Origin of the sequence: Aquicella siphonis (genome assembly GCF_902459485.1) — a bacterium.
Taxonomy (GTDB): domain Bacteria; phylum Pseudomonadota; class Gammaproteobacteria; order DSM-16500; family DSM-16500; genus Aquicella; species Aquicella siphonis.
In genome coordinates this window covers 2,123,675-2,149,820 of sequence record NZ_LR699119.1, presented here as the reverse complement: position 1 = coordinate 2,149,820, position 26,146 = coordinate 2,123,675, and the positions used below count along the sequence as shown (strand labels likewise).

Annotated in this window: 22 protein-coding genes; 19 read left to right on the top strand and 3 right to left on the bottom strand. The window is 49.8% G+C overall.

Translation table 11 applies throughout. From position 1 onward, the window contains the following. The first annotated feature begins 35 nt into the window (after window positions 1–35). The 19 genes from hemA to AQULUS_RS09865 all read left to right on the top strand — a co-directional run bounded on the left by hemA (window position 36) and on the right by AQULUS_RS09865 (window position 20,901). Entirely contained in the window at window positions 36–1,304 is a 1,269-nt protein-coding gene (gene hemA / locus AQULUS_RS09955; RefSeq protein ID WP_148340001.1) for a glutamyl-tRNA reductase, read from the top strand. Then, window positions 1,301–2,383: a peptide chain release factor 1 gene (gene prfA / locus AQULUS_RS09950; RefSeq protein WP_148340000.1), complete on the top strand. Its 1,083-nt coding sequence runs from the start codon at window positions 1,301–1,303 to the stop codon at window positions 2,381–2,383. The genes hemA and prfA overlap by 4 nt, the downstream gene beginning before the upstream one ends. A 6-nt stretch (window positions 2,384–2,389) precedes the next feature. After that, window positions 2,390–3,271, top strand: a complete 882-nt coding sequence (prmC, locus tag AQULUS_RS09945) for a peptide chain release factor N(5)-glutamine methyltransferase (protein WP_148339999.1) — start codon at window positions 2,390–2,392, stop codon at window positions 3,269–3,271. Between the two features lie 86 nt (window positions 3,272–3,357). After that, window positions 3,358–3,819 (top strand): RNA polymerase-binding protein DksA, encoded by a 462-nt coding sequence (dksA, locus tag AQULUS_RS09940; RefSeq protein ID WP_148339998.1) that lies wholly within the window; start codon window positions 3,358–3,360, stop codon window positions 3,817–3,819. 336 nt (window positions 3,820–4,155) lie between these two features. Then, window positions 4,156–5,304 (top strand): type IVB secretion system coupling complex protein DotM/IcmP, encoded by a 1,149-nt coding sequence (gene icmP / locus AQULUS_RS09935; protein WP_148339997.1) that lies wholly within the window; start codon window positions 4,156–4,158, stop codon window positions 5,302–5,304. A gap of 53 nt (window positions 5,305–5,357) precedes the next feature. Beyond that, window positions 5,358–7,715: a TraM recognition domain-containing protein gene (locus AQULUS_RS09930; RefSeq protein ID WP_148339996.1), complete on the top strand. Its 2,358-nt coding sequence runs from the start codon at window positions 5,358–5,360 to the stop codon at window positions 7,713–7,715. Further along, window positions 7,708–8,490, top strand: a complete 783-nt coding sequence (locus AQULUS_RS09925) for an OmpA family protein (protein WP_172622818.1) — start codon at window positions 7,708–7,710, stop codon at window positions 8,488–8,490. Before AQULUS_RS09930 ends, AQULUS_RS09925 begins: the two co-directional genes overlap by 8 nt. Before the next feature lie 12 nt (window positions 8,491–8,502). After that, the gene (locus AQULUS_RS09920) at window positions 8,503–8,715 is read left to right on the top strand and encodes a hypothetical protein (protein ID WP_148339994.1); all 213 of its coding nucleotides are present in this window, start codon (window positions 8,503–8,505) and stop codon (window positions 8,713–8,715) included. Window positions 8,716–8,721: 6 nt separating this feature from the next. Beyond that, complete coding sequence (locus tag AQULUS_RS09915; protein WP_148339993.1) at window positions 8,722–9,342, top strand: DotI/IcmL/TraM family protein; 621 nt, start codon at window positions 8,722–8,724, stop codon at window positions 9,340–9,342. Between the two features lies 1 nt (window position 9,343). Continuing rightward, the gene (locus tag AQULUS_RS09910; RefSeq protein ID WP_148339992.1) at window positions 9,344–10,027 is read left to right on the top strand and encodes a DotI/IcmL/TraM family protein; all 684 of its coding nucleotides are present in this window, start codon (window positions 9,344–9,346) and stop codon (window positions 10,025–10,027) included. A gap of 74 nt (window positions 10,028–10,101) precedes the next feature. Continuing rightward, window positions 10,102–10,761, top strand: a complete 660-nt coding sequence (locus AQULUS_RS09905) for a DotI/IcmL/TraM family protein (protein ID WP_148339991.1) — start codon at window positions 10,102–10,104, stop codon at window positions 10,759–10,761. Window positions 10,762–10,766: 5 nt separating this feature from the next. After that, complete coding sequence (locus tag AQULUS_RS09900; protein WP_172622817.1) at window positions 10,767–11,864, top strand: DotH/IcmK family type IV secretion protein; 1,098 nt, start codon at window positions 10,767–10,769, stop codon at window positions 11,862–11,864. Beyond that, window positions 11,864–14,182, top strand: coding sequence for a TrbI/VirB10 family protein (locus AQULUS_RS09895; RefSeq protein ID WP_148339989.1), 2,319 nt, complete (start codon window positions 11,864–11,866; stop codon window positions 14,180–14,182). The genes AQULUS_RS09900 and AQULUS_RS09895 overlap by 1 nt, the downstream gene beginning before the upstream one ends. A 117-nt stretch (window positions 14,183–14,299) precedes the next feature. Continuing rightward, window positions 14,300–15,514 carry a hypothetical protein gene (locus tag AQULUS_RS09890; protein WP_148339988.1) on the top strand — a complete coding sequence of 405 codons (1,215 nt, stop codon included), beginning with the start codon at window positions 14,300–14,302 and terminating at the stop codon, window positions 15,512–15,514. 59 nt (window positions 15,515–15,573) lie between these two features. Beyond that, window positions 15,574–16,212 (top strand): hypothetical protein, encoded by a 639-nt coding sequence (locus tag AQULUS_RS09885; RefSeq protein WP_148339987.1) that lies wholly within the window; start codon window positions 15,574–15,576, stop codon window positions 16,210–16,212. Window positions 16,213–16,280: 68 nt separating this feature from the next. Then, window positions 16,281–16,661: a type IV secretion protein IcmD gene (locus tag AQULUS_RS09880; protein ID WP_148339986.1), complete on the top strand. Its 381-nt coding sequence runs from the start codon at window positions 16,281–16,283 to the stop codon at window positions 16,659–16,661. 49 nt (window positions 16,662–16,710) lie between these two features. Beyond that, window positions 16,711–17,343 (top strand): type IVB secretion system protein IcmJDotN, encoded by a 633-nt coding sequence (icmJ, locus tag AQULUS_RS09875; protein ID WP_148339985.1) that lies wholly within the window; start codon window positions 16,711–16,713, stop codon window positions 17,341–17,343. A gap of 15 nt (window positions 17,344–17,358) precedes the next feature. Further along, the gene (locus AQULUS_RS09870; RefSeq protein WP_148339984.1) at window positions 17,359–20,385 is read left to right on the top strand and encodes a type IV secretion protein IcmB; all 3,027 of its coding nucleotides are present in this window, start codon (window positions 17,359–17,361) and stop codon (window positions 20,383–20,385) included. Window positions 20,386–20,415: 30 nt separating this feature from the next. Beyond that, on the top strand, window positions 20,416–20,901 hold the full coding sequence (locus AQULUS_RS09865) for a GNAT family N-acetyltransferase (protein ID WP_232051872.1): 486 nt from the start codon (window positions 20,416–20,418) through the stop codon (window positions 20,899–20,901). A gap of 135 nt (window positions 20,902–21,036) precedes the next feature. Here the strand turns inward: AQULUS_RS09865 and AQULUS_RS09860 are convergent, their stop codons facing one another. From AQULUS_RS09860 to icmH, 3 genes are all read right to left on the bottom strand, one after another. Next, window positions 21,037–21,771 (bottom strand): dienelactone hydrolase family protein, encoded by a 735-nt coding sequence (locus AQULUS_RS09860; RefSeq protein WP_148339982.1) that lies wholly within the window; start codon window positions 21,769–21,771, stop codon window positions 21,037–21,039. Between the two features lie 67 nt (window positions 21,772–21,838). Further along, window positions 21,839–25,276 (bottom strand): type VI secretion system membrane subunit TssM, encoded by a 3,438-nt coding sequence (gene tssM / locus AQULUS_RS09855; RefSeq protein ID WP_172622816.1) that lies wholly within the window; start codon window positions 25,274–25,276, stop codon window positions 21,839–21,841. Next, window positions 25,212–26,102 carry a type IVB secretion system protein IcmH/DotU gene (icmH, locus tag AQULUS_RS09850; protein WP_172622815.1) on the bottom strand — a complete coding sequence of 297 codons (891 nt, stop codon included), beginning with the start codon at window positions 26,100–26,102 and terminating at the stop codon, window positions 25,212–25,214. The genes tssM and icmH overlap by 65 nt, the downstream gene beginning before the upstream one ends. Window positions 26,103–26,146: the final 44 nt, after the last annotated feature.

Below are 26,146 nucleotides of genomic sequence, written 5' to 3'. Positions count from 1 at the left end.
AATATGCCCAAAATAATATAACTTGGCAACCTCTCATGTCGATTTTCGTTGTAGGTATGAATCACAAGACCGCCCCCGTTCATTTACGTGAGCAGGTCTATTTTGCGTTCGACAAGCTTTCGCTCTATTTACAGGATTTACTGGGACGCGAAGCGGCCCGGGAAGTCTTGTTGTTATCCACCTGCAACCGCTCCGAACTGTATTGTGAAACAGACGACGTCACTCTGATACGAGACTGGTTTTGTTCGCAGGTTCCCCTGCCGGCAAGTGAAATGGCACACACTGTTTATGTTTTGCAGGGTGAGGCAGCGGTAGAACACATTATCCATGTCGCCTGTGGCCTCGACTCCATGGTATTGGGCGAGCCCCAGATCCTGGGGCAAATGAAGGAAGCCTTTTCCGAGAGCTGTGCGGCCGGTGCGGTTGGCGGCGTTTTTCATCAGCTTTTTCAGCATGTTTTTTCTATCGCGAAAGAAATTCGCACCACTACCGCTATCGGGGCTTGTCCTGTTTCCGTGGCATCCGCCGCGGCGCGTTTCGCAAAACAGCTTACTGATACGTTTGAGCAGGCCAGGGTGGTTCTGGTGGGTGCGGGAGATACGACTGAATTATTGGCAAGGTATCTTAAAAATTCGCTTGCCGCCCCTCTCACACTGGTGAACCGGAACACAGAAAATGCAGCAGTCATCGCGCAGGCGGTCGGAGGCCAGGCGTTGAGCCTGGATAAACTCGCGCTTGCGCTGGCGGAGGCGGATATCGTGTTTTCTGCGACGGGAAGCCTTGCTCCCATTATCAGCCGGGCGGCGGTCGAAAAAGCCATGCAGGCGCGCAAGGACCGGACTATGATCCTGATTGATATTGCTGTCCCTAGAGATATCGAACCCGCGGTGGCTGATATAGAAAACGTGCGCCTTTTCTGCATTGACGACTTGAAAGTGATTATTGAAAAAAACCTCCAGGGTCGTGAACACGCGGCGGACAAGGCTCGCGAGTTGATTCGCAAGAAAAGCGCAGACTTCATGATGTCACTGAAATCCTCGGACAAAGTCGCGAATACCATACGCGCCTACCGCGGCCAGATTGAAGAAATCTGCCGGGCGGAACTGCTGAAAGCAAAGCTGCAGCTGAGCCAGGGTGATGATCCCGAACAGGTGCTGGAAATGTTTGCCCACGCTTTTATCCGGAAACTGCTGCATGCGCCCAGCGTGCAATTGCGGCAGGCGGGCGTTGAAGGCCGTTTTGAATTATTACGCTATGCAAAGCAGTTATTTGCTATTCCAGATCCGGAAGCCGAGAGGATATGAAGCCATCCATTCAGAATAAATTGCAAAACCTTGTCAAACGGTATGAAGAATTGAAGGAATTATTGTCCGATCCCAAGGTCACGAATGACCTGAACCGGTATCGGGATTTATCCAGGGAATTTGCCCAGATTGAGCCTAATGTGCAGTTGTTTCTTCAGTATCAGGATTACCAGAGACAATGGGAAGACTCAAAGGCGCTGCTGGAGGAAGACGATCCCGAATTGCAGCAAATGGCCAAGCAGGAAATCAAAGTCATAGAAGAAAAACTGGGCGGGCTGGAGGAGGCGCTGCTGGTTGCTCTTGTTCCCAGGGATCCTCATGATGACAATAATATCTTTCTTGAGATCCGTGCCGGCACCGGCGGCGATGAAGCGGCGATCTTCGCGGGAGATCTGAGCAGAATGTATATGCGCTATGCCGAAACGCAGCACTTCAAGGTTGAAATCTTGAGTGAAAGTCACGGAGAGCATGGCGGGTATAAAGAGATCATCATGCGTGTCATCGGTCAGGGCGCGTATTCCCGTCTTAAATTTGAGTCCGGTGTCCATCGCGTGCAGAGGATTCCCGCTACCGAAGCGCAAGGGCGCATACATACCTCAACTTGTACCGTCGCGGTACTCCCCGAGATGGAAGAAATAGAAAGCATTGATATCAATCCGGCTGATTTGCGTATTGATACTTTTCGCGCGTCGGGAGCGGGCGGGCAGCATGTGCAAAAAACAGACTCCGCTATTCGTATTACACATATACCCACGGGAACGGTGGTCGAATGCCAGGATGAACGTTCCCAGCATAAAAACCGCGCACGCGCGATGTCGCTGCTGAAATCGCGTATTTTGTCAGCCGAACGTGAAAAGCAGCAAAAACAGCAGGCTGAAACCCGCCGCAGCCTGGTGGGAACCGGCGATCGTTCCGAACGCATCCGCACCTACAATTTTCCGCAGGGCAGATTGACAGATCATCGTATCAATCTGACGCTCTATCAGCTCCCGCAAATAATGGAAGGAGATTTGTCGCCTGTGATCGAGGCATTGAGCCAGGAATATCATGCTGATCTGATTGCGTCACTGGGGGAATGAAGAATCATGGCCTTCGATTCCGGTTGTTTGGGTTTGCCGCCGTGCGCGACTGTAAGCGCAGCGTTGTTGGCTGCGAAAAATCAGCTCGCCGTGGTTGCCGAATATCCTCTTCTGGAGGCGGAAGTGCTTTTATCGCATGTGCTGCAAAAACCGCGCAGTCATTTGCATGCATGGTCAGAAAGCAGTATTGATCACGCGCAATTCCTGCAATTTTCAGTTTGTCTGCAGCGCCGATGCAATCGTGAGCCGCTGGCTTATATCACTGGCAGGCGAGAATTTTGGTCGCTGGATCTTATGGTCACTCCCGATACTCTGATACCCCGCCCTGAAACCGAGTTGATGGTTGAATGCGTGCTAGAAAGCATGCCGGAGAATAATCCTCTGACTAGGGTCGCTGATCTGGGCACGGGCAGCGGTGCGATCGGACTGGCAATCGCTCATGAAAGACCGTCCTGGCAGATTTACGCAACCGATGCCAGCGAAAGCGCATTGCAGATTGCCAGAAAAAACGCACAGCAATTAGGGCTGGATAATGTATATTTTTCCTGCGGCAACTGGTGTACTGCCCTGCCTCGCGCAGACTTTGACGTGATTGTCAGTAATCCTCCCTATATCGGCGAATCCGAATGGGCGGCCTATGCTGAAGGCCTGGAATACGAGCCCCGCTCCGCCCTGGTTTCCGGCAGTGACGGGCTGGATGCAATACGCACAATTAGCCATACGGCTAAATATTTTTTGCGCCCTGCCGGGTATGTGCTTGTAGAACATGGTTTTTTGCAGGGTGCGGCAGTTCGCAGACTGTTTGCAGCTTCTGGATACAGTCAGATTCATTCTGTGCGCGATTTGTCAGGTCGGGAGCGAGTGACGATAGCCCAATACCATCCCTGAGCTAAATTTATTTGCTGTAAGAGGGTTTTTTTTGGTATAGCTGTCAAACTTGGACTACAATTAATCTCAGGGTAGGAGAATTTATCATGGTAGCTAAAGAAAAAGATATTTTGGAGCCCAGCTTGGAAGTCTTGGGGATTTCTCCCTACAAGCAGAAAAAGACTGAAGAGTATATGAGCTCAAAAATGCAAGAACACTTCAAAAGTATTCTGATGGCTTTGCGTCAGCGGATTCTTGAAGGTGGCGATAAGATCGTGACCCACATGAAAGAAGAAGCGATTAATTACCCTGATCCCAATGACCGCGCGAGTCAGGAAGAAGATTTCCGCTTGGAATTGAGAACCCGTGACCGCGAGAGAAAGTTGTTGAAAAAAATCGAAGAATCGCTTGAGCTGTTGCGCGAAAAGGATTATGGCTATTGCGAGGTTTGCGGAGTGGAAATCGGCTTGCGCAGGCTAGAAGCCAGACCGACCGCAACATTGTGTATTGATTGCAAAACACTGGACGAAATCAAGGAAAAACAGCAAAAACAGGAAGAAGAATATTAATATTCATGATCTTGCCAGCGTCTGCTGTCTTGCATTGTCCGCATGCATCAAGTTTTATGATGACGTGTAAGACGGCATCCATACCTTATGTCATCATCTATAATATAAATATCGATGTCCGCGGCGTTTGGATGCGGATGAGCAGGTAATACAGGGAGGGCGGCAGCGGGAGGCTCAAGCGGTGTCTGACCGGCACAAAGGGATAGACAGACGGGATGCGGGAAATCTTCAACAGTTAGAGCCGTGCGTGTGCTTGTCAAGCTGCCAATCCATGCCGAAAGGTTTTAACAGGCATTTTCAAAACGGGAAGCTAACATCTTAGAGAGGTTAGGGGATATGCCAGCAGCAGCACCACAGGGCGGAGGCCAGGGCGACAACTCGGCGGGAATATTATGGGGCATAGCCGCGATCTTCGCTGCTATCGGCGTGATCTGGTATGTTTTTAAAACCAGTCTTGTCAGGGCGTATCTCACGATCAAGATATACGAGCTGGATTTGCTGAGTTATCTGGGAAACCTGTTTCACCATCCCTATTATTTCGAGCCGCTTCGTCAGGCCTTGTTTTCCGCGCGTTATAACGCTGCCACGATTACCTTCAACGACCTGGTGACTATCGGATCCAATGTGGGCGTCTGGCTGCGCCTTCCATTCGTGGTCTTGCTGCTGGTACTGGCGGTGATTGTCTATGTAGGCAACACCACCCGGGTTTATAAGCGTATCTACAACATGAAAGAATTTGCCAAGCTGGAAAGCAAAAACTGGCCTCAAATCACACCCATTCTCAATCTGGACCTGATCAAAACCGATATTGACACCGGCCCCTGGGCAATGGCGCTGACGCCCATGCAATTTTGCAAGCGTTACAAGCTGCTGGAAGAAGTGCGTCCACAGCGGCGTGAAGGCATGAGCAGAAAAGACTGGGACAAAATCGAAGTTGTGCTCAAGCGCGGCGAGGCGAACAAGATTTTCTCCATGCAGTTAGGTCCGCTATGGGCTGGCGCCAACAGGTTGCCGCCGCATGCGAGGGCATTATTTGCAGTATTTGCCGCACGTATCAACGCGGATTCGCAAGCCGCAGCCAAACTGTTGGCGCAAATCGCGGCTTCGTCGCTAAGCAAGGAGTTGAATTTTGCGGGTGCGGATGAATTGCTGAAGAAGCATGAAAACACCAAGCTGGTCCAGAAAGTGGTACAGTCTCACGCTTATGTGACCACGGTCATGGCTGCCATGCTCCTGGCTGCGCGTGATGATGGTGTGCAGGCATCGGCGGATTTCCTGTGGCTGAAACCCAGGGATAGGCGGCTTTGGTACACGTTGAATACGGTGGGCAGGCAAACACCTTTTATCGAGGTGGCGGGAATTTTTGCTCATTGGGTGGCGGAACGCGAAGCGGGAAGAAAATTAATGGTGCCCATGGTTGAGGAAGCAACCAACGCGGTGGAGCTGGCGTTGAAGGAAGTGGTTTACCGCCCCGAGGAAGAATGATGCGGGCATGACTTGCGTTAGCCGGGAAGCGGCTGGAACGTAAAGAGAGGTGTATGATGGGTATGCGCGGTTTAGAAGAACAGCATGAGCTTTCACCCCAGTTGCTGTTGCGAGATACACGCACACTGGGCATGAAGATTGTTGATTTTTTCAAGGACCCGACTAACAGCGCTATCACAATGTTCGGGTTTGCCTCGGCTGCGTATGTGTTTCCGGGGATTTGCGAGTTTATTGCCCTGATAGGGGCGTGTGTTTTTCTTTATGCCTACACGCGTACCAGCACCCTGCCTTTTCGCATGCCTTTGCGCTCCAAGGCAAAGGATTACAACGACCCGTTGCCAGGTTCCAATAAGCCTCGCATTGCCCGCGGCATTTCATTTTTTGGCAACCGCAAATCCAACAATGACGAATTGTGGTTTAATAACGATGACATGCGTACGCATGTACTCATTTTTGGCTCAACCGGTAGCGGTAAAACAGTTGCCTTGACGTCTTTGTCGTTCAATGCGCTGGTGCAAGGCAGCGGTTTCTTATACGTGGATGGTAAAGGTGATAACTCGCTTTTTGCCAATGTCTTTTCCATGTGCCGCACCATGGGGCGTGAAGATGATCTTTTGCTTATCAACTTCATGACGGGCGCCCGTGACGTCATCGGTGCCCAGGAAAAGCGGTTGTCGAATACCATGAATCCGTTTTGCAACGGCTCATCCAGCATGTTGTCGCAGCTGGTGGTGAGCCTGATGGATTCCGGCAGTCAAAGTTCCGATGGTGATATGTGGAAAGGCCGCGCCATCGTGTTTGTTGAAGCGTTGATGAAAGTGCTGGTTTACATGCGTGACAAGGGCAAGATCCTGCTTGACGCAAACTCGATTCGTAATTATTTCGAACTGACCCGCCTTGAAGCCATTGCAATGGACAAGATGTTTCCTCGGGACAATCAGGAACCGGTCAGCCTCGCGGATGCGCCTGAGCTTATTATTGAACCGATACGAAACTATGTCAAAAACCTTCCGGGTTACGATGTTTCAAAGAAAGGCAAACAAGGTTCTCAGGTTCTGGAGCAGCACGGCTTTATCACCATGCAGTTGACTAAAACCTTCGGTTCGCTGGCGGATACCTATGGACATATCATCCGTGTTAACCTGGCTGAAGTGGATTTGAAAGACGTTGTACTTAACCGCCGCATACTGGTGGTGCTGCTTCCGGCTCTGGAAAAATCGCCGGATGAATTATCCAACCTGGGCAAAGTGATTATTGCCTCATTGAAAGCCATGATGGCGGCAGGCCTGGGAGACTCAGTGGAAGGTTCCTATCGCGAAGTGATCACGCGCAAGCCAACCAACGCCCCTACGCCTTACATGTGCATCCTGGACGAATACGGATATTATGCCGTCAAAGGTTTTGCCGTTGTTCCTGCGCAAGCACGTTCGCTGGGGTTTTCCGTGATCTTTGCCGGACAAGATCTTCCCGCTTTCCAGAAGGCGTCCAAAGAGGAGGCGGCTTCAATCGGAGCCAACACCAATATTAAGATATGCATGAAACTGGAAGATCCCATGGAAACATGGGAATTCTTTCATAAAACAGCCGGGGAATCTTATGTTACCAAGGTCGATTCCTTCCAGACCAACGCGGGCAGTCTGCTGAACAATTACATGGACAGCCGCAGTGCTTCCTCAGAAAAGCGGCAGCGCATTGATTTGCTGGATTTAAAAGAACAACGCGAAGGCGAGGCCCACATCTTCTTCAAATCCAAGATCATACGCGCGCGCATGTTCTTCGCCAATCCCAAGCCGCCTGTGAAAATGCGGCTTAACCAGTTCCTGAAGGTGGAGCCGCCTCTTAACCGCACTTTAATGGATCTGGAAGAGCGAATTGACCGTTTCAGGGAAATTCTCATTAACAATGAATCCGTTGCCATGCCTAGTGATGAGGGTGAAGAAATCCAGATTATTTCCGATTCAATCGCCTCCCAGCCGGACGCCAATCCAATCGAGCGTGCCCTGGCGTCTCTGCTTGCTTTCCATAACCGGCATGCGACAGCTGAAACAGCGGAAGTCGCGGTTGAAGAAGAAATGCCGGAAGGCAAGCTCAATATTTTTGCAAAAGTGGCGCTGGATGAAACCGTTAAGGCAATAGTCGGCGCAACTCAGATTGCACGTTTTAGCGAGCCGCTGATTAACAAGAGTGTTGCCAAGGATAAAATCGAATTGCTTGAGAGACTAATGGGCAGATCCGCATCTCAAGCCAATCCCATGACCAATGAAATCATCAAGGACATGTCCCTCGCGACGGAGTATCCGCCGCCTGTTGAGGGGGTGCTTTTGCCCAGTGAGGAAGTAGTAGCTATTGCAAATGAGTTATGTGATTATGTAACCTCTCTAAAGACAAATGCTCAGGAAGGGGATGTATAGCAAAGTGGAGAAACGGTTATTTGCCAGGGTCGGCGCTCTCTTTTCCAAAGAGAAACTTGTTTTTTTCTCAATACTCGCGATGTCTAGTCTTGTCCTCTGCGGGTGTGCTTCCTCGAATGTTTCCCGTGACGTAACCTCCAATATAGATGACGGTGTTGATAACGCCAGAAACCTGATTGACGGCACAACCGGCGGCAATGTTGCCGATTCTTATCAGAATGCCAGTCAGCGCGCGAAAGGCGCCATGCTGGGCGGTGCGGCAGGGGGGGTAACCGGCGCCATGTCTTCTGCCATTGGTATTGTTCCCGGCGCCGTGGTGGGGGCGGTTTTAGGCGCGAGCTATGGCGGCTATATTGATAATAATGCAAGCGTTGAAGATCAATTGCAAAACCGCGGTGCCACGGTCGTTGTATTGGGCGACCAGATATTGATTGTCCTGCCCTCGGCGCGCATATTTAATCCTATGTCTTCCAAGATCAAGCCGGATGCCTATTCAACCTTGAACCTGGTTTCCAAATATATTAACAGCTATACCAAAATGCTGGTCAAGGTGGCGGCTTATACCGGTGCTTTTGGATCCAACGATGTCAATCTTTCTCTTTCCCAGGAGCAGGCGGAGAGTGTCGCAAAATATCTTTCAGCTGCCGGTGTCAATGCGCGTGTATTGTATGCAACCGGATATGGCGGTACTCATTTGGTCCAAAGGAACTCCAATACCTGGGACGGGAATGAGAATTACCGAATCGAAATTACCTTAGAAAAACTCTATGTGTAATGAGGTGGAGTCATGCTTGGAAAGCGACACGAAATAGCCTGGTTGCAGAGTGGGTTTTACAGGGAAAAATTCCGCAAAGTGCTACGTTGGCTGACTGTATCTGTTTTTATCATGTTTTTTTTGATTGGCGCCATTATCTATGTCGTATTGTTTCAACCGACGGTGCATTATTATGCCAATACCATAGATGGGAAAATTATGGATATGCCTCAACCCAGGACGTAACTGACGATGGCACTGGATGATAAACAGGAAATTTATATAGCGCGAAAAAACGATTTTTATCGCGAACACTATCATCATGTCATTATGGGATTGATGGGCACTATCGTTTTGATGATGGTCACGCTGGGTGTGGTGTTATACCAGGTATTAAATCGTCCTTTGCCGCAATTCAATGCGGTTCAGCCTGACGGCGAAACCATGCTGCTGATTCCTTACGAACAGCCTAACCTGCTTCCCAGCACTATTTTGCGCTGGGCCAGCAAGGCTGCTACGGTTTCCTACACGTTTGATTTTGTCAATTACAATAACCAGATCGCCGCCGCGCGGCCTTATTTCACTGAAGACGGATGGCAGGATTATCTGAATTCCGTCAGCAAACTGATCAGCAGGATAGTTCAGGGGCAATTATTTATAAACGGCATTGTCTCGGGTACCCCGGTGATATCCAATCAAGGACCGCTGCCAGGGAGGGGATATGTGTGGCGGGTGCAAATTCCTTTCCTGGTCACCTACCAAAGTGCGAACGCGACCAGTAAGAATTCATTTTATGTGGTGTTATCCATTGTCCAGGTACCCACAAGCGTGAATAAACAAGGCATCGGTATTGATCAATTTGTAATGGTGTAAAATGAATTCCAAAGACGCATTAGTGCTGATTTTTTCACGAAACAGCTTTTACAAGCGCCTGCATTTTTTGGCGCTGGGAGCGCTGGCGTTAAGTATTGTTGTCATCTGCATACTGGTGGCGACACTCGTCTATCTGCTTAAAAATCCCGCTAAACCGCTTTACTTCGCTGCGGATGATGTGGGCAGGCTGATACAGATTGTTCCGGTCAATACACCCAACATGTCAACCGAAGATGTCACGGCGTGGGCGCAGGAAGCAGTAGAAGCGGCATTTTCATACGATTACATCAACTATCGTTCCCAGTTGCAAAGCGCGCAAAAATATTTTACGGATTATGGATGGTCAAAGTATATGAGCGCCTTGTCCCTGTCCGGCAACCTCCGGGCCCTGACTGTGAGAAAACAGATTGTTCTCGCCCAGGTGATAGAGCCGCCAAAGATACTGGGCGCGGGACTGTTGAGCGGTGCCTATGCCTGGAAATTTCAAATGCCGCTGCTGGTGACATACACCATGCCTCCCTACGACAGTGCATCTCAATTCTCAAACGCTTTGATTGTCAGTGTTATTGTACAGCGGCAGCAAGTTCTTAAAGGTTATAAAGGACTGGGTGTCGTGCAGCTTCTTCCTCAACTTGCCACATCAGGTACGGGTCAGGACCAGCTGGATACGACATCTGCGGGGTGAAAATTTTTCAGACCTGGTATATAGTTCAACAATCTGATTCAGCGAATATATTGAAATTTTGGAAGTGAGGGAGCATGGCTGGAGAAGAAGTAAACGTCAGCGAATTGCGGGACAGCTTTTATCGAGACAGTTTCGGTAGAGTTATCTTTGTGATTGTGAGCGTCGGCGTGTGTATTGTAACGCTGGCAGCGCTATCCCTCTATTTTTACCTTGATAAACCGCCGCCGGTTATTTTTCCGGTAGACAACGAGATGCGTGTACAAAAGCCGGTGCCTCTCAACCAGCCTTATCTTTCCACGCCGGATTTATTGCAGTGGGTCGCGGATGTGGTGCCCCGGTCTTTCGTCCTGGACTTCAATCATTATAACGACCAGCTTAAAGACTACACCCAGTATTTTACTTCCGATGGCTGGAAAACATTTTTAAACCAATTGAATATCTATGCAAACTATAATAATGTTCAAGCATATAAGCTATTTGTCACGGGTACGCCGTCAGCGGCCCCGTTTATTATGCGAGAGGGAGTTATACCCGAATCAGGGAAATATGGATGGTGGGTGCAAATGCCCGTCACAATTAATTATGCAGGTTATAAACCGCCGTCAGGAACAACGTTGACACTGCAATTCCTGGTGGTTAGGGTTTCAACCCTGAATAATTTGACCGGCGTGGGAATTGATAATGTAATACAGGCACCCATAACAACAGGGAATCAGGCGGGCGGGAACGGATGACATGCATGGCTAAACGCTTCTTCAAGGCAGCTCTATTATTCCTAATTTCGATAGGCATGGTACCATTTGCGGCGGCCCAGGAGGCTGCTTCGACGGGATCCAAGCTTATGTCGCCCGCCGAATTTCAGCAATGGCTGCAAACAAACGGCTATACCCAGGAACAAATGGCCGCTGCTTCGGCTTCGCAAGGCGCGCCTTCAGCTGGCAGCACCAGTTCTTTTGCCGGTTCCAGCATGGCCAGCAATTCAAAATTTGCTTCAGCAGCCATGTCTTTTGAAGAAAACCAGCAGGCTATGATAGACAGTGCCCCTCCGGTCAAGACGCCCCCCGGCTCGGATTCGACCGCCGCTTTTAATTCCATGCTGCAGCAAAATATGCCTCTGGCTCCCCAGCAGGTAGTGCAGCTGCACCAGCAGATTGATGTTGCTCAGCGGGCAGCCGCGATTCCTGCGAATATTCCTCCCAAGCCGGTTTCCACCACCTTGATGGTGAATCTGGCGCCGGGAACCACGCCTCCTGCAGTGAGACTGGCGCAAGGTTATGTTTCCTCGCTGGTGTTTGTGGATTCCACGGGTTCCCCTTGGCCTATCGCCGCATTTGACATAGGCAATCCCAAGGCAGTCAATATTCAGTGGGATGGTAAAAGCAATATCCTCCTGATCCAGGCGGTTTCACCCTATAGCAATGGGGATATTGTCGTGCGTCTGGTCGGATTGCCCACACCCGTGACGCTGGAGCTGGTTTCTGGCCAGCGTGTTGTGGATTACCGGGTGGATTTGCATATATCCGGAATCGGCCCCAATGCAAAAGACCTGCCAATGGGCACGTCACTTCCCAATAGTGCAAATCAATTGTTGTTAGGCGTGCTGGATGGCGTTGCGCCGGCGGGCAGCAAGCTGTTGAATGTGAGAGGAGCGGATTGTCAGGCTTGGCAGCTGGGAGAAAAGATGTATCTGCGCACACGTCTGACCGTGTTGTCGCCGGGATGGATAGGCAAAATGGTAAGCCCCGATGGAATGCAGGCTTACGAGCTTCCAAAGACCTCCTCGGTACTGATTTCCCGCTACGGGGAGCCTGCTGAACTTAAGATTGAGGGATTCTGATGGCATTCGATTTTTCTAAATTAAATTTTTTTAAAAATCTGGATGCGAGAGCAAGGGTATTCATGCTGTTCCTGGCTGTCATCGGCCTGATTTTTCTGGTTTATCTGGGCACCAAATATCTGACTGGCGGTGCGAGCACGATTGGTCCGTCGCGTGTCGCGAATGCGCCGGCCGGCATGGAGTCTGTTCCCGGCGGCGTTTCACCGACTGCTTCTTACCAGCGGGCTGTCGCACAGGCGAATGTCCAAATTGCCGAAGCCGCCAAGATGACAGGCGCGAGCGCAATTCCGACCCAGATTAATACAGGCGCGGGAAGTTTTGGGCAGGGATCATGCATCATTTGTTCGGATAAAAGCGCGAATGTGAAAAATCTGCTGGATCAATGGGTCAGGGAAGGCAAGGTTAGTCCGGATGTGGCTGATATGCTGGAAGATCTGGCGAGCAAGAATGTATCGGTAGATGAATATGCGGCTGCGCTGGATAAGCTGGTCAAGGAAGGCAAGCTAACGCCTGAGCAAGCGCGGGCCCTTCTTGAAGAATACAAGAAACAGCATGCTAATGCCTTGCTTGGCGATAGCGAAAAAACGATGGACGATATGATCAAATCGGGCGAACTGCCTCTGGATGTCGCGAATCAGTTGCTGGATGCCCAGAAAAAAGGCATGTCTACGACTGAGTACGCAGCGTTGCTGCAAAAACTGGTGCGGGAAGGGAAATTGTCCCCGGCCGCGGCCCAGCGTCTGCTTCAGCAATACAGCAAGCAATGTCTGTCTGAAGCGACAAACAAGCATATCGTAATGATCAAGCAAATGCAGGGTAGCGGAACAGTGACGCAGGATGTGGGGAACAAGCTGATTGACCTCACAAAAAATAACTCACCTGCCGATGTGTATGGCGCTGACATGAATAATCTGGTCGCGCAGGGCAAGCTGACCCCTGCGGCAGCGGGCACTTTGCTTGACGCGTATCGCAAGGGAAAAGCAGCCTGCGGATCGGCAGGAACACTCAATGAGTTACTGCAGCAGGCAGAAAATGAAGCTTTCCAGGAATTAAGCGACTTGCTGGCAGCAGGAAAAATCTCACCCGAGACAGCCGCGCAATTGACCAGCATGATTCAAAACAATGTGTCTATGGATGAATACAAAGCAACGGTCAATCAGATGGTGCAAGATAAACGGCTGACGCCGCAGATTGGACAACTCAAGATAGGCGATTATGAAAAAGTGAAACAACTGAGAGATGCGCAGCAGTTACTTGCCGATTTGCAGGCTAACAATGCGACGCCGGAGGAATATGCGGAAGCATTGAAGCGCCTGGTTGCAGCCGGAGTGATTACTCCTGAGCAAGCTGCGCAGCTGCTGCAGGAATATCAAGCCCTGGCAAGCAGAACGGCCGCAGCCCAGCAGGCGGCATCGGGTGCCTTTGGAGCGTTGCAGCAAAAAGTGGCGGGCGGCGCAGCTGTGCAGCCAGGCGCCGTGGAAGGAGAATTCGAAGCCGCGCAAACACAGGCGGTGCAGGAAACAGCGCAGGAACGCCAGGCGCGCCTGGATGCGTTGACGACAGCTATGACGGGACAGGCTTCGCAATTGATTGCTTCATGGGCTCCGCCCAGCATGATGCACAGGGAAGGCACGCCTGAATCCACAACTGCAAAGAAGGAAGGAGAAGGCGCGGGTTCAAAAGAATCATCCGCGACCGGGGGAACCGGAACCGCTTCTGCCAGCAGCACAGGCAGCAGTTCCGATCAATTTTCCGGCACGCCGCTCATCAAGGGAGGCACGATTCTGTTTGGTGTTCTGGACACGGCGATTAACAGCGATTATCCGGATAGTCCGGTATTGGTCACCATCGTGGACGGGAAGTACAAGGGAGCGAAACTGCTTGGAAAAATCGTGACGACCAAAGGCGTATCGGGACAACTGGACAGGGTTACCTTGAATTTTACCTTGATGAATGAAGACAGCTGGCCCAAATCAAAAAGCATCACCGCTTATGCGATTGATCCTGACACGGCGCGCACAGTGCTGGCGAGCAGCGTGGATTATCACTACATGATGCGCTATGGGGCTATGATAGCCACTTCTTTCCTGCAGGGGTATGCTTCTTCCATCACAAACGCCGGCACTTCAACAACCGGCATTTTTGGTACCAGCACCACCCATCCGGAGTTGAGCCCGTCTAACAAGCTTTTGGTGGGGCTGGGTCAGGTAGGTCAGTCACTGGGTACAGCTACTCAGAATTATATAAACAGACCGCCGACAGTAAGAGTGGATTCCGGTGTGAGTCTGGGTATATTATTTATGTCTGATGTAACCTAAGGATTTTTTTGACTAAGTTGTGCCAGTTGCTTCACGGATTCACAAGTGTAGATGAACTATACTTAATAGTATGAAGACCATGATTGAATTTAGGGATAAATGAGAGAGGCAAAAAAGATGGTTAATGATCGTGATGACAAATTTGAAGGTCAGGATGAAAGCGAGTATCACTTTTCTGATGAGGAAGTAAGCTACGAAGTCGAACCGGAACATGAAGCGGCGAAACAGCCGGCTGAAGGCGGAGGCGGAGAAGCAAAGGAAAGCATCATTAACCGTTTGACCCGCTCTAAGCGCATGCTGATCAGCCTGGGTGTTTTTCTGGTATTGGTGGTTGTTGTGTACAAGATGGTTGCGCCGACCACTTCTGTTCCGTCAACAGACATTACTTCCGCGCCAGTCATGGCGAGCCAGCAGAATGCGATGCCTGCTACAGGCGCACAGGCGCCAGGTGCGGCTGCAGTGCAAAATCAGCCTGCTTCCGTAGCGGCGAATACAGCGGCGCAAGCACCTGCTGCAATCCTGTCTGCTCCAGCCGGTCAGCCCGGAATAGCTCCCGCAGGGCAAGTGCCAGCATCAGAGCAAGTCACACAGGCTGCGATGGTTCAGCCGTCCGTCACAGCGCCAAGCTTTCAGAATGTCCCTGTGACGCCGCAGCCAGGCAGTCTCCAACAAGCGGCGCAGCCGCAAACCATGGCTCAACAGCAGGCCATTCAACAGCCTGGTGGCATCATACAGCAATTGCAGCAAAACGTGCCTATAGTCGCCAATTTACCCGGAGTCATACCTGTACAGTCATCCCCAGCGCAGGCAACGGGTTATAATGCTGTTCCTACCGGCATGCAGCCGGCTACCACTCCGGCTGCCAGCGGCGGCGTGGATGCCAAAACCGCCATGCTTGCCGCGCAAAGCGACCAGTTAATGAACCAGCTGCAAAATCAGTATTCGCGGCAAATGAGTGATTTTGACAGTAAAAACAAGGCATTGCAGGATCAGCTTCAATCCCTCACCGCGCGGGTTTCTGTGATGGAAAACCAGCTTAATCAATTAGTTCAAGTACTTACGCGCAGGACTCAGGGCGGCAGCAGCCAGGCGAATCCTGTGGCGCCTGCTCAGCTGCCTGCGGCAGCTGATATGAAAATCGCGTATAATGTACAAGCGATTATTCCTGGCCGCGCCTGGCTTAAGTCTGATAATGGCGAAACGCTGACCGTGGCGGAAGGAGACATGATCAAGGACGTTGGCCGTGTCACAAAAATCGATCCTTACGATGGCATTGTTGAAATCAATACCGGTAGCAAGGCTGTATCTTTATCTTATGGAAATGGAGGCTAGCACCTGACGCAGTTAACAACAGCACGGAAGCAATGATATGACAGAGAGAGGTAACCTGAATGTTGCCAAGATATTTTCAATTTAAATCTGCATCAAAGGCTTTCGGCTTAGGCTTGTGCGTATTGCTGGTGTTTGTGGCCATACCCGCTCATGCTCAGCTATCGGGAATCGGGTCTGAGCTGACCAGCTTGACCCCCGAAGCTATTCTCGCCAATATCCAGCGTACTATTCCCAATCTGACGCGAATGGTGACCGCGATAGCCTATGTGATGGGCATGTACATGATTATTTCCGGTGTGGTCAAACTCAAGCATGTGGGTGAAATGCGTACCCAAATGTCATATGAGCATAGTATTGCAAAACCAATTGTCCAGATTTCAGTCGGCGCACTGCTTTTATATCTGCCCACCTCCGTGCAAGTGGGCATGAGTACTTTCTGGACTGATCCTAATCCTTATGGTTATGTCATTCAGCAAGACCAATGGGAGCAATTTATTAATGTCTGCTTTGTGGTGGTGCAGTTTATCGGCATTGTCGCATTTATTCGGGGATTGGTGATGCTTAGTCATTTGGGAGGGCAAGGAGGGCACCAGAATTCACTTAGCAGAGGTTTGACGCATGTCATTGGCGGTATATTATGTATCAATATCTATCAATTTCTACAAGTAGTGTTGAATACGATAGGAATTCAATCATAATCGTTACATAATAGATTGGTAAGTTCATAGGAAGCTATAAAGGTTTTAATATTTAAAAGGAGATAGAAATGAAGAAAGTGACATTAGGATTGCTGGCGCTTGTTTGTCTTGGCATAGGAACAGCTGCTCTGGCCCAGGTTTCGGGCGTAGGCTCGGTTGCGGCCAAGGTAACATCCAACGTTGCAAATATCGCTAGATTGATTACCGCTGCTTCTTACGTCGCAGGTATGGCTTTTGCTGTGGGTGCCATTGTGAAGTTTAAAGCGCACAAGGACAACCCGACACAAATCCCAATCGGTACGCCTATTGCGTTATTGTTCGTAGGTGCTGCTCTTATATTCATCCCCACTGTGTTCAAAGTCTCTGGCGCGACACTGTTTGGCGGAAGCGGTGAAGTTGCCGGCGTTTCGGGTGTAGTCTCATTTGGTGTGCAAAAGGCTGGCGGATAATTTTAGTAGAGGCAGTGTTATTCAAACTCTGAATGCATGAAAAGACAATATGCATGAACTCAAACTGGCGGTGAATTTATCGGGCTGGAGGGCTTTTGTCAGACGCAAGAATGACAAGGCGTTCCAGCCGGTCCAGAAGCGGGTTTTTGCTCGTGATTATTACACATGCCAGTATTGCGGGTTCCAGGCCAGGGAATATCAAGAAGTGGTCAATCTTGATGGTAATTATGCAAATAATCAATCAAGCAACATGATAACAGCATGTTGCTTTTGCTCTCAGTGTCTTTTTCTACAGTCGGTAGGTGTGGATGAAATGGGCGGGGGACAGTTGATTTATTTGCCCGAAATCAGTCAGGCTGACCTCAATAGTTTTTGTCATGTGCTTTTTTGTGCTATGGAAAATAATACGGGTTACCAGGACAGCGCCCAGTCTATTTATCGCAGTCTGAAATTCCGCAGCCAGCTTGTTGAAAACAAATTTGGTTCCGGCACGAGTAATCCGGCGGTCATGGGGCAGATCATGATCGAGTACAAAAGCCAGTCTCCCAAGGAGAAAGTCGATATTTTGAAAGATATGCGCTTATTGCCGTCACACACCAAATTCAAGGTACAGTTGGATGCCTGGGCTGTTGCTGCTCTGCAAGAACTGGAAGCGGAACAAAAAGCAGCCGAAAAAGGATAATACAAGGATAAGGGAATGCGCGACCGCACCTTTATAGACCCATTTCTGGATAGCATCGATGCGATTCTGGCATGGTTTAGCACTGAGCTCAAACAAACGGTTGAGTCATACTGTGATCTTGAAACAGCTGATGATCCGAATACACTGGTTGCGCGTGATGGATCGCTGCTTTCCGTCGTTCGTGTCTATGGGGTGACAAGACTGATCGGACAGGAAGAGTTCGATATGATACACCAGGGACTGACACAAAGCCTGCAAGCCACGCTGAAACGGCCGGGACATGTCGTACAGGTTTATTTTGGCTATGACAGAGAAGCGGTCAAACCTGAAATTGAAGAAATATTGTCTCCGGCGAAAGCTACTTCCAAACGTCTGAACCTCGAACTGGATGATTTGTTTGCCGAGCGTGTTAATTATATTTCCAAATATTGCGCGCATGAAGAATTATATTTTGTCTTATGGACCAGGCCTTATTCCTTAAGCGCAGAACAGTTAAAGCGCTCAACCAAGGACAAGTTGAACTTCATACGTGAAAACAAGATCCCTCCTTTCAAGAATGGTCAAAACCTGATAGCCGGAATTCCGGATTTGCGTGAAGCGCACTCGTCATTTGTACGGTCGATAGTCACTGATTTGAATGCTCTCAATGTTTATTGCGGTTTGCTGGAAGTGCATGAGTCTGTTTACGCCATGCGTTATTGCAGTGATCCCGATTATACCTCCAAAGACTGGCGCCCTGTATTACCAGGGGACAAAATCCCCATTCATGAAGCGAGCCCGGCGGCCGGGGAGATTTCCGGTTTGATGTATCCTCCCTTGGCCCGGCAAGTATTTCCGCGCGATGCAAAAACTATGGATTTGCGCACAGTCCGGGTCGGTGACCGAATATACACGCCTATGTTCATTGATCTGTTTCCTCAGGATTTAAAATCCTTCATGGCTCTTTTTGCCCGCACACTGCCTACGCGTGTGCCATGGAGAATGTCATACCTGATAGAAAGCGGCGGCTTGGCAACCCTCAGTTTCAAATCAGCGATGGCGTCCATTTTGAGTTTCAGTTCCGCGCAAAACGGGCTGGTACATGATGCCGTCAAGCTTTTGCGCGATATCGATGTCAATACCGACGACGCAGTGGTTAAGTTACAAGTCAGCCTGGCAACCTGGGCTCCGGAAGGTAACGTGCGCTTGTTGCGTACGCGGGCCGCCGAACTGGCAAAAGCGGTTGAAGGCTGGGGCACTTGCGAGGTTTCTGAAGTATCGGGCGATGTGTTTGCCGGTGTCGCGTCCAGCCTGTTGGGGTTTACCGCAAACAGCGTGGCTACGCCTTCGGTTGCTCCCCTCTCTGATGTGGTGTACATGCTTCCCTTTACTCGTCCTGCTTCTGCATGGGCGCACGGCGCGCTGTTGCTGCGCTCGCCTGACGGCAAGCCGTGGCCGTATCAGCCCGGGTCTGCGCAGCAGACTACCTGGATTGATCTCATGTACGCGCGCCCTGGTTCGGGTAAGTCCGTTTTATCTAACGCGATCAACCTCGCGCTCTGTCTGTCAGGGGGTATCACCCGGCTGCCGCGTATTGCCATTATCGATATCGGGCCTTCAAGCAGCGGTCTGATATCACTGTTAAAAGAATCACTGCCCCCGGATATTAGACATTATGCGGCCTATCACCGGTTACGCATGACGCCGGATTATTCCATCAATCCGTTTGACACTCAGCTTGGCTGCCGCAAGCCCTCACCCCAGGAGCGCGGCTTTTTGGTGAATTTCGTGACCTTGCTGGCAACGCCGCTAGGTGCGGAGCGTCCTTATGACGGTGTATCCGACATGGCCGGTCTGGTGGTTGATGAAATGTTCAAGTACTTGTCTGACGAGGGCAAGGCTCACCCTTATACGCACGGAATTGAACCGATAGTCGATGATATCCTGAGTGAAATCGGCTTTGTTTTCGATGATCGGACAACCTGGTGGGAAGTCACCGATGCATTGTTTCTGGCGGGATTTCACCATGAAGCCATGCTCGCGCAGCGTTATGCCATGCCTTTGCTCGCGGATGCTGCAGCAATCTGCCGGACTCAGGTCATTGAGGATTTGTATGGCCAGGTGCGTGCTCCTACCGGCGAGCCCCTGATTCAGGCGTTCAGCCGCATGATATCAAGCGCGGTACGTGAATACCCCATTCTTTCCAACATCACCAAGTTTGACATTGGCGACGCCCGCGTGGTTTCGCTCGACCTGGATGAAGTCGCAAAGAGCGGTGGTGACGCGGCTGAGCGTCAGACAGCCGTGATGTATATGCTCGCGCGTTATTCACTGGCGCGTCATTATTATCTGACGGAAGATTCCCTGACCGATATTCCCGATGCCTATCGTGATTTCCATAGACAGCGCATTGCTGAAATACGCGAAGATTCCAAGCGAATTGTGTATGACGAATTTCATCGTACTTCCAAGGCGCGTGCGGTTCGTGATCAAGTCGTTCTGGACATGCGTGAAGGAAGAAAGTGGAACGTGCAGATTGCGCTGATATCCCAGTCGCTGGATGACTTCGACCCGGTCATGGTGGAATTTGGTACTTCGATTTTCATTATGGATGCCGGTCCCGAGCAGGCCATCAAGCGTTCGACGGAAATTTTTGGCTTGTCTGAAACAGCACGGGTTGCGCTAAAAACCCGTGTGCATGGTCCCCGTGAAGGCGGAGCCACGTTCCTGGCTCAATTCGCTACCAAACAAGGCATGAATACCCAGCTGTTAACCAATACCTTGGGACCCATAGAATTATGGGCTTTCAGTACTACCGCTGAAGATGCGAGATTGCGCAACAAACTGTACACCAAGCTTGGGCCCAAGGAGGCGCGGCGTGTGCTTGCCAACTTGTTCCCGTCAGGGTCGGTCAAGAATCTGATTGAATCTCGTCTCGCGCTGCTTAAGGAGGCGCAAGGTGTGATAGAAGAAGGCTCTAACTTGAGCATAGCAGACCAGTTGCTGGAAGAAATCCTGGATGCTTACTCCAAAAATCCTGATGTGAAAAGTCTTCCCAAATAATTTCGTATGAGTCTTGCCTTGGATACGCATATGCAAATCAAGTCTGCCACGCTGGAAGATGTGCCTGTCATCCTGTCTTTCATTCGGCAGCTCGCGGATTATGAGAAATTGGCTCATGAAGTGATAGCCACGGAAGACAGTCTGCGCAAACATTTGTTTGGAAGCAAACCGTATGCTGAAGTGATCCTCAGTTATCTGGACAATGTTCCGGTCGGTTTTGCCCTGTTTTTTCATAACTTTTCCACGTTTCTCGGAAAGCCTGGCCTATATCTGGAGGATTTATTCGTGTTGCCAGAGAAACGCGGCAGCGGAATAGGCCAGAAAATGCTGGCGTATCTTGCCTGCCTGGCGAAAGAGCGCGGCTGCGGAAGGCTGGAGTGGTGGGTTCTCGACTGGAATGAACCGGCGATACATTTTTATCAACGCCTAGGCGCACAGGCCATGAATGAATGGACGGTTTATCGCGTCACTGGCGAAGCCTTGAATGATCTGGCGGAACAGTGGAAGTCAGCGTAAACCAGGCGCATGCCTTATTTCCGAGAGCGTTCATTGAACGCTCTCTTATTTCCTTATTGTGCCGCCTGTGCTAATGGGAGGCGCAATGCCTTTTGCGTTCGCGGTAGCTTGCCACGAGATAATGATTAAATCGCGTCAGATGGAATCAGGCTCGCTTCCAAATACTTCTTTAAAAAATGACCGCATGGCTGTCCAGGATCGCATGTCAGCATTTTTTTCATAAACAGTGCCAAAATCCGGATCATTGGCTTGTGGATTGGTAAACGCATGCATGGCGTTTCCATAAACATGCAATTGCCAGTCGACTTTTGCATAAGTCATCTCTTGTCCAAACGCGAGTACTTTGTCTGGCGTCACCATGGGATCGTCAAAACCGTGCAGTGCCAGAACTTTCGCGCGTATCCGATGTTCCGCCGTATGTTCAGGCGCATGCAGCAGTCCATGAAAACTGACCACCCCTTTTACATCAGCGCCGCTTCGTGCGAGATCCAGTACGCATAATCCACCGAAACAAAATCCTATGGCCCCAATCTGGCCGCTGGCGGTATGATCCAGCTTTTTCACTGTTTCAAGCGCTGCGAGAATCCGGCGCTGTAACTTTACCCGGTCTTCTATCAGCGGTGCCATGAGAGCGGCTTTTTCGTCTTTGGTATTCCCGGCTTTTCCCTTGCCGTACATATCCAGGGCAAATCCCACATAACCCAGTTCCGCGAGTTGATCCGCCTTGTGACAGGAAAATTCATTCTTCCCTGACCAGTCATGGGCAACCAATACCACAGGACGTCTTTCCTTAATTGAATCATCATAGGCATAATAACCTTCCAGTAAAACATCGCCGTCCAGGTAGTCAATTTTTAGTTTTTGTAACATTGCAACTCTCCATCTTGAAGGATTCGATATCAGGGACTGCGGCGGACAAAAAATCCGCCGGTATTATCTAGGCTTTCTCATTCGTCAATTGCTGCGGCAAGCGGAAATGCCGCAAATTGAGAGAGAGGAACGGATTGTTCTGGCCTTCGGTCGATAAAATATATTTTGCAGTATGTTCGTTCAAGGACAGGTTTATCAAAAGTTCCTTTTTGGAAATCATGTTTTCAAACGATTGATTGATCAGTTTGAACCATCCCCAGCTGCCGGGGTATTTGCGGGTAATGGTTTCATTATTGGTCAGTATCAGTTGAATCGAGGTCATATTGCGCCGGCTTTCAGCGGGCCAGGCGATGCTATGTGTATTTTTCAGGTTGTCGCTGTTATCAACGAATTGCTTGTTGTTAATGTTCAATTTGACGGTTTTAACCAGCTTGCCGAATTTATATGGCTGCAAGTCAAACTGGACATGTATTTGATTGTCTCCATTGGGAAAGAAAGTGCGGTGGATGCGCATCGCGTGCTGAATTTGGCGCAAGGTATCCTCCGAAAAAGGCAGCGTGTTGCCATCAATTTTTTTCCAGTGCCAATCCTGGGTAGAGGTGTCGACGAATGGCTGCAGATATTGATTATAAAAGCTTAAAACAACCCCGGATTTGCCAAAGAAACGCGCGAATTGACTTACTTCAACTTCCTGATCTGTCGTGGTGCTGAAGGGATACCTGTTTGCGATATCGGTTCGATAAAAATGCATGACTTTATTCTGCCAGGAGGTGTCCAGGTATTTGCCGGCGTCCTGCATGAGAAATGTCCAGCTGTCGTTTGCGATTTGCGCCAGCCAGAACTTTACAGGCTCAGGGCTTTTTTCAGCGATGATACGGAGTTGCGTAATCGCATCCGGCGTGCCGCGGCTCAACATCCGGCTTGATACCGCATCGAATGCGGCCTTTTTCTCGTTTTCAGCGCCCAGCACGGCTTGCAGGTAGTGGTGCAGGGATTGCAGGCCCGCGAATATTTCGTAAAGCAGATTTTGTGACGCGGTGTTTTTTTCCACCAGCAAACCCAGATTCTGCAATTTGGGACTGGAAGAAACAATGGGCTCAAAATACGTGTTATCGTGCAAGGTCTGCAGCAATTGCAGCAATGGAGAATCGTTACTGATCAGATTGACAATCATGGCGTCCGTCTGGCCAAGATCAGACGGCGAGGCCAGATGGATGTTCGCCAGCAGGCTTTCCCACACATCCACGTAATTATTGATGTAAGTGGTGCGCAGTTGTTCGATTAAAGGAGTGGCCAGGGCGAGGTTTTTATTGATTTCGGGACTGTGCCCCAGCACCCAGTTGCCCGCGGTAGCTTCTTGCGCCGCGAGAATGGATTCCTGGGAGATAATTGAGGCAAAGGATTTTGCCGTGAACATGGCGGGAATCTGGTTCGAAATTTGCTGCAATGTGAAAATCTGGTTATCGCCGGTGTTGGTGCCGATATTGATTTCGCTCGCGGCGTAATTGCTGTCCAGGTTTTTCAGGATGATATAACTCAGTTTCAGGCTGGGGAGCGTGATTAAATATTTTCGCGTGCCTTGTATCGTTTTGGTGTTGAGCGGGCTGGGACTCCAGGCTGATCCCAGCGCGGTTTGAAGATGATCGGATAATTGACTCATTTCATTTTTCTGCATGGACTTGGGCAGTATTTTTAACAGCGTTGTGGAAATGTGCTCAGGATTGAAATAGGTTGCGTCACCCATCATCAGGTAGGCCTTTAGAACGGCATAAACATCGTCAGCGTCCTTGTTGATGGGAATCTGTAAATATTCTTCAAAATAATTCCTGATTTCGGGAATGAAAATGGTAGCCAGCGCATGCTGGTAAACTGCATTCGCCTTTTGTTGTGATTTGTGGGTGTAAAATGACAGCAGATAGGATAAGTCCAGTTTGAACCGGGACTGGTCAGTGGATTGATGCAGGGAGTCCAGCATTTTTACAGTTTCATCCAGATGCTCATCCGGGTCATGAAGCTGGGCCATTTTTAGTTGATAATCAGAGAGATTTTTCTGAAGGGCATATGTCTGTCTGACGCCCTGCTGAAAGTTTTTGCCCAGCAATGCCCCGGCCGCGGCAATGGCAATGATGGATACGGCGTATGCGGACCGGCGCTTCCATTCAGTCTTGCGGCGCTGCGGCGCCTGTTCCATATGCGCATTCCCCAGTCCGTGGGCAAGAAACTGTTTGACAAAATATGCCCGCGAAGATGGGGAGGGTTCTTTGAAAATCTGAACTGCGCGTGCGGACGTATTGACTGTCTGGTCCACAATCTTGTCGTCGGATTCAGCTGCGGGTTGTATCGCACTGGTTAGATAAACGCCTTGTACCTGTAATTGACGGTGAACATGGGAGATTTTTTTCATGAAATCCGTCATGAATTCCTTCAGGCGCTCCACCTGAAGAGGAAAATCCTTGATATAAGGCCTGGCCATGGGATTGCGCTCTTGATGCAGGCGGAAAAGCAGTTGTTGATTGATTTTCTTGATGAGCGCATTGAATCTGACCGAGAATAATTCTGTGATTTTTTCATCGTGTCTTGACGAAGACAGCGTGATGCCCCACGCTTGCGTGAGCTCCTCCTTGCTGGATTCGGCGAAAAACTCTTTGAAACCTGTAAGCAAATCACATTTTGTAATGATGATCTGGCATGGCATGGGTTGCGGAAACTGTTTTTGAATGGAATGAATTTGCTGGAAAAGTTCGCGCAGCACGGCATGATATTGCTTGGTATCGTTGAGCTTCATGATTTCCGGCGCAGGCAAGGCGATAATGATACCATTGATACCGTTTTTGCCGCGCTGTTTCCGGATCATGCGCAAAAAAAACTGCCATAACAAGACGTGACTTTGCCTGCCGGCGTCCGGACTCCCGCCTGCCTGACTGACGGAAAGATATTTTCCCGGAACATCAATGATGCTCGCATCGCGGGTCACCCACCAATCGCAGCTTTCCGACGGGCTCATGTTTTGCAAGTCCTGATTCTGGAATTGACGTTGAAGAATGAAATGGATGTCTGAGGTGGCCAGCAGGGTGGTCTTGCCGGCTTGTGACGGACCTATGAATAAATACCAGGGCAGATCGCTTAAATTAACAAGCTTGCCGTGTTTTGTCACATTGGTTTTATTCAAAAATTGAACCGCGCCTTTGAACCTGTTTTGCAAGTCTATTAATTTGTTGCGGATGGCGGTGTTTTTATATTGAAACGGATTGGGAGCATCGAGATCAATAATCAGGAATTTGAGCAGCCAGGCGAGAAAGATAAAAAGAATAATGTAGATGCGCTTTTCAGGTTGGGCGAGCGGGGCGTAATTTTCCCATGCAAGATAAGGCCCTGCCAGCCAGATCATTTCAGCTGTCAGGCACAACACGCCGACGGGCGCGAGTGCTTTATAGACAGCGTCATGACTTTGGAGTTTCGTATATAACCTGGTTTCCAAATCGCGCAATATTTTTATAAGCTTCATTTGATATAACATCCATTAAATAGCCCAAGCTTACGAAGATGGTCATAATGACACAGGCGGTGATGATGGCGACAAACGTGAGAGAAATCGGCTGCCGGGATGCTGATTTCGCGGCGGGTTTAGGCGTTTTAAAAGGCGTAGGCGAAAGTATTTTACTAAAACTGCCTCGGTAAGCTCGGATGTGTTTATAGAGACTGTTGGTGACTTGCTCAAGCTGATATTGGCTGTGTTCTGTGGCGCGATACTGGCCTTTATATCCCATGCTTAAACATAAATACATCAATTCCATTAAATCAATATAGAGCGCCGGCTCCTTGATGGCGCGTTCCATAATGGTAAAAAACTTGTCCTGATGATGTGTATCCTGGTTGTATGCCGCCAGAAGACAATAAGCATCCCACTGTCCTTGCCCGCCCCACGGAGTGTTGCAGATAATTTCATCCAGGGTGGCGCATAATATATATTTGCAAACAATAACGTATTCTGCGCTGTATCCTTGTGTCTTGACTGACTCCTGGAATGCGTTGATTTCCTGGATCAATTCGCTTTGCAGCTTGTTTAGCTGTCTATAGGTCTTGATTTGTTTGAGCTTGCCAATGACCGAGAAAAGATAACCGGCTGCATCCACAATGGGGTTTAATCCGGCTTTGGGGTTGTGACTGACGATGCGGCTGGGAAGCAATAGCTGAGAAGAAGCATTGAGGTTCTGGATTTTGTTGAGCGCTGTATCATTGTCGTAATGAAGCTGTTGTCCGGCTGTCTCTAACGCAAGGCTGAGCGATTGACCTTCTGTCGTGGTTTGCTGCGGGTTAATTGTTGCATTCATTCGCGCATCCTTTTTGGCTTGTCCATTACACACCTCCATCGCCT

What these genes read in the sequence shown, in the direction of transcription:
- AQULUS_RS09925 (WP_172622818.1), top strand. Translation starts at nt 7,708, where the DNA reads ATGTATAGCAAAGTGGAGAAACGGTTATTTGCCAGGGTCGGCGCTCTC.
- AQULUS_RS09895 (WP_148339989.1), top strand. Translation starts at nt 11,864, where the DNA reads ATGGCATTCGATTTTTCTAAATTAAATTTTTTTAAAAATCTGGATGCG.
- AQULUS_RS09905 (WP_148339991.1), top strand. Translation starts at nt 10,102, where the DNA reads ATGGCTGGAGAAGAAGTAAACGTCAGCGAATTGCGGGACAGCTTTTAT.
- AQULUS_RS09860 (WP_148339982.1), bottom strand. Translation starts at nt 21,771, where the DNA reads ATGTTACAAAAACTAAAAATTGACTACCTGGACGGCGATGTTTTACTG.
- hemA (WP_148340001.1), top strand. Translation starts at nt 36, where the DNA reads ATGTCGATTTTCGTTGTAGGTATGAATCACAAGACCGCCCCCGTTCAT.
- AQULUS_RS09865 (WP_232051872.1), top strand. Translation starts at nt 20,416, where the DNA reads ATGCAAATCAAGTCTGCCACGCTGGAAGATGTGCCTGTCATCCTGTCT.
- AQULUS_RS09880 (WP_148339986.1), top strand. Translation starts at nt 16,281, where the DNA reads ATGAAGAAAGTGACATTAGGATTGCTGGCGCTTGTTTGTCTTGGCATA.
- prmC (WP_148339999.1), top strand. Translation starts at nt 2,390, where the DNA reads ATGGCCTTCGATTCCGGTTGTTTGGGTTTGCCGCCGTGCGCGACTGTA.
- AQULUS_RS09910 (WP_148339992.1), top strand. Translation starts at nt 9,344, where the DNA reads ATGAATTCCAAAGACGCATTAGTGCTGATTTTTTCACGAAACAGCTTT.
- AQULUS_RS09915 (WP_148339993.1), top strand. Translation starts at nt 8,722, where the DNA reads ATGGCACTGGATGATAAACAGGAAATTTATATAGCGCGAAAAAACGAT.
- icmH (WP_172622815.1), bottom strand. Translation starts at nt 26,102, where the DNA reads ATGAATGCAACAATTAACCCGCAGCAAACCACGACAGAAGGTCAATCG.
- icmP (WP_148339997.1), top strand. Translation starts at nt 4,156, where the DNA reads ATGCCAGCAGCAGCACCACAGGGCGGAGGCCAGGGCGACAACTCGGCG.
- icmJ (WP_148339985.1), top strand. Translation starts at nt 16,711, where the DNA reads ATGCATGAACTCAAACTGGCGGTGAATTTATCGGGCTGGAGGGCTTTT.
- AQULUS_RS09885 (WP_148339987.1), top strand. Translation starts at nt 15,574, where the DNA reads ATGTTGCCAAGATATTTTCAATTTAAATCTGCATCAAAGGCTTTCGGC.
- tssM (WP_172622816.1), bottom strand. Translation starts at nt 25,276, where the DNA reads ATGAAGCTTATAAAAATATTGCGCGATTTGGAAACCAGGTTATATACG.
- AQULUS_RS09920 (WP_148339994.1), top strand. Translation starts at nt 8,503, where the DNA reads ATGCTTGGAAAGCGACACGAAATAGCCTGGTTGCAGAGTGGGTTTTAC.
- dksA (WP_148339998.1), top strand. Translation starts at nt 3,358, where the DNA reads ATGGTAGCTAAAGAAAAAGATATTTTGGAGCCCAGCTTGGAAGTCTTG.
- prfA (WP_148340000.1), top strand. Translation starts at nt 1,301, where the DNA reads ATGAAGCCATCCATTCAGAATAAATTGCAAAACCTTGTCAAACGGTAT.
- AQULUS_RS09870 (WP_148339984.1), top strand. Translation starts at nt 17,359, where the DNA reads ATGCGCGACCGCACCTTTATAGACCCATTTCTGGATAGCATCGATGCG.
- AQULUS_RS09900 (WP_172622817.1), top strand. Translation starts at nt 10,767, where the DNA reads ATGGCTAAACGCTTCTTCAAGGCAGCTCTATTATTCCTAATTTCGATA.
- AQULUS_RS09930 (WP_148339996.1), top strand. Translation starts at nt 5,358, where the DNA reads ATGATGGGTATGCGCGGTTTAGAAGAACAGCATGAGCTTTCACCCCAG.
- AQULUS_RS09890 (WP_148339988.1), top strand. Translation starts at nt 14,300, where the DNA reads ATGGTTAATGATCGTGATGACAAATTTGAAGGTCAGGATGAAAGCGAG.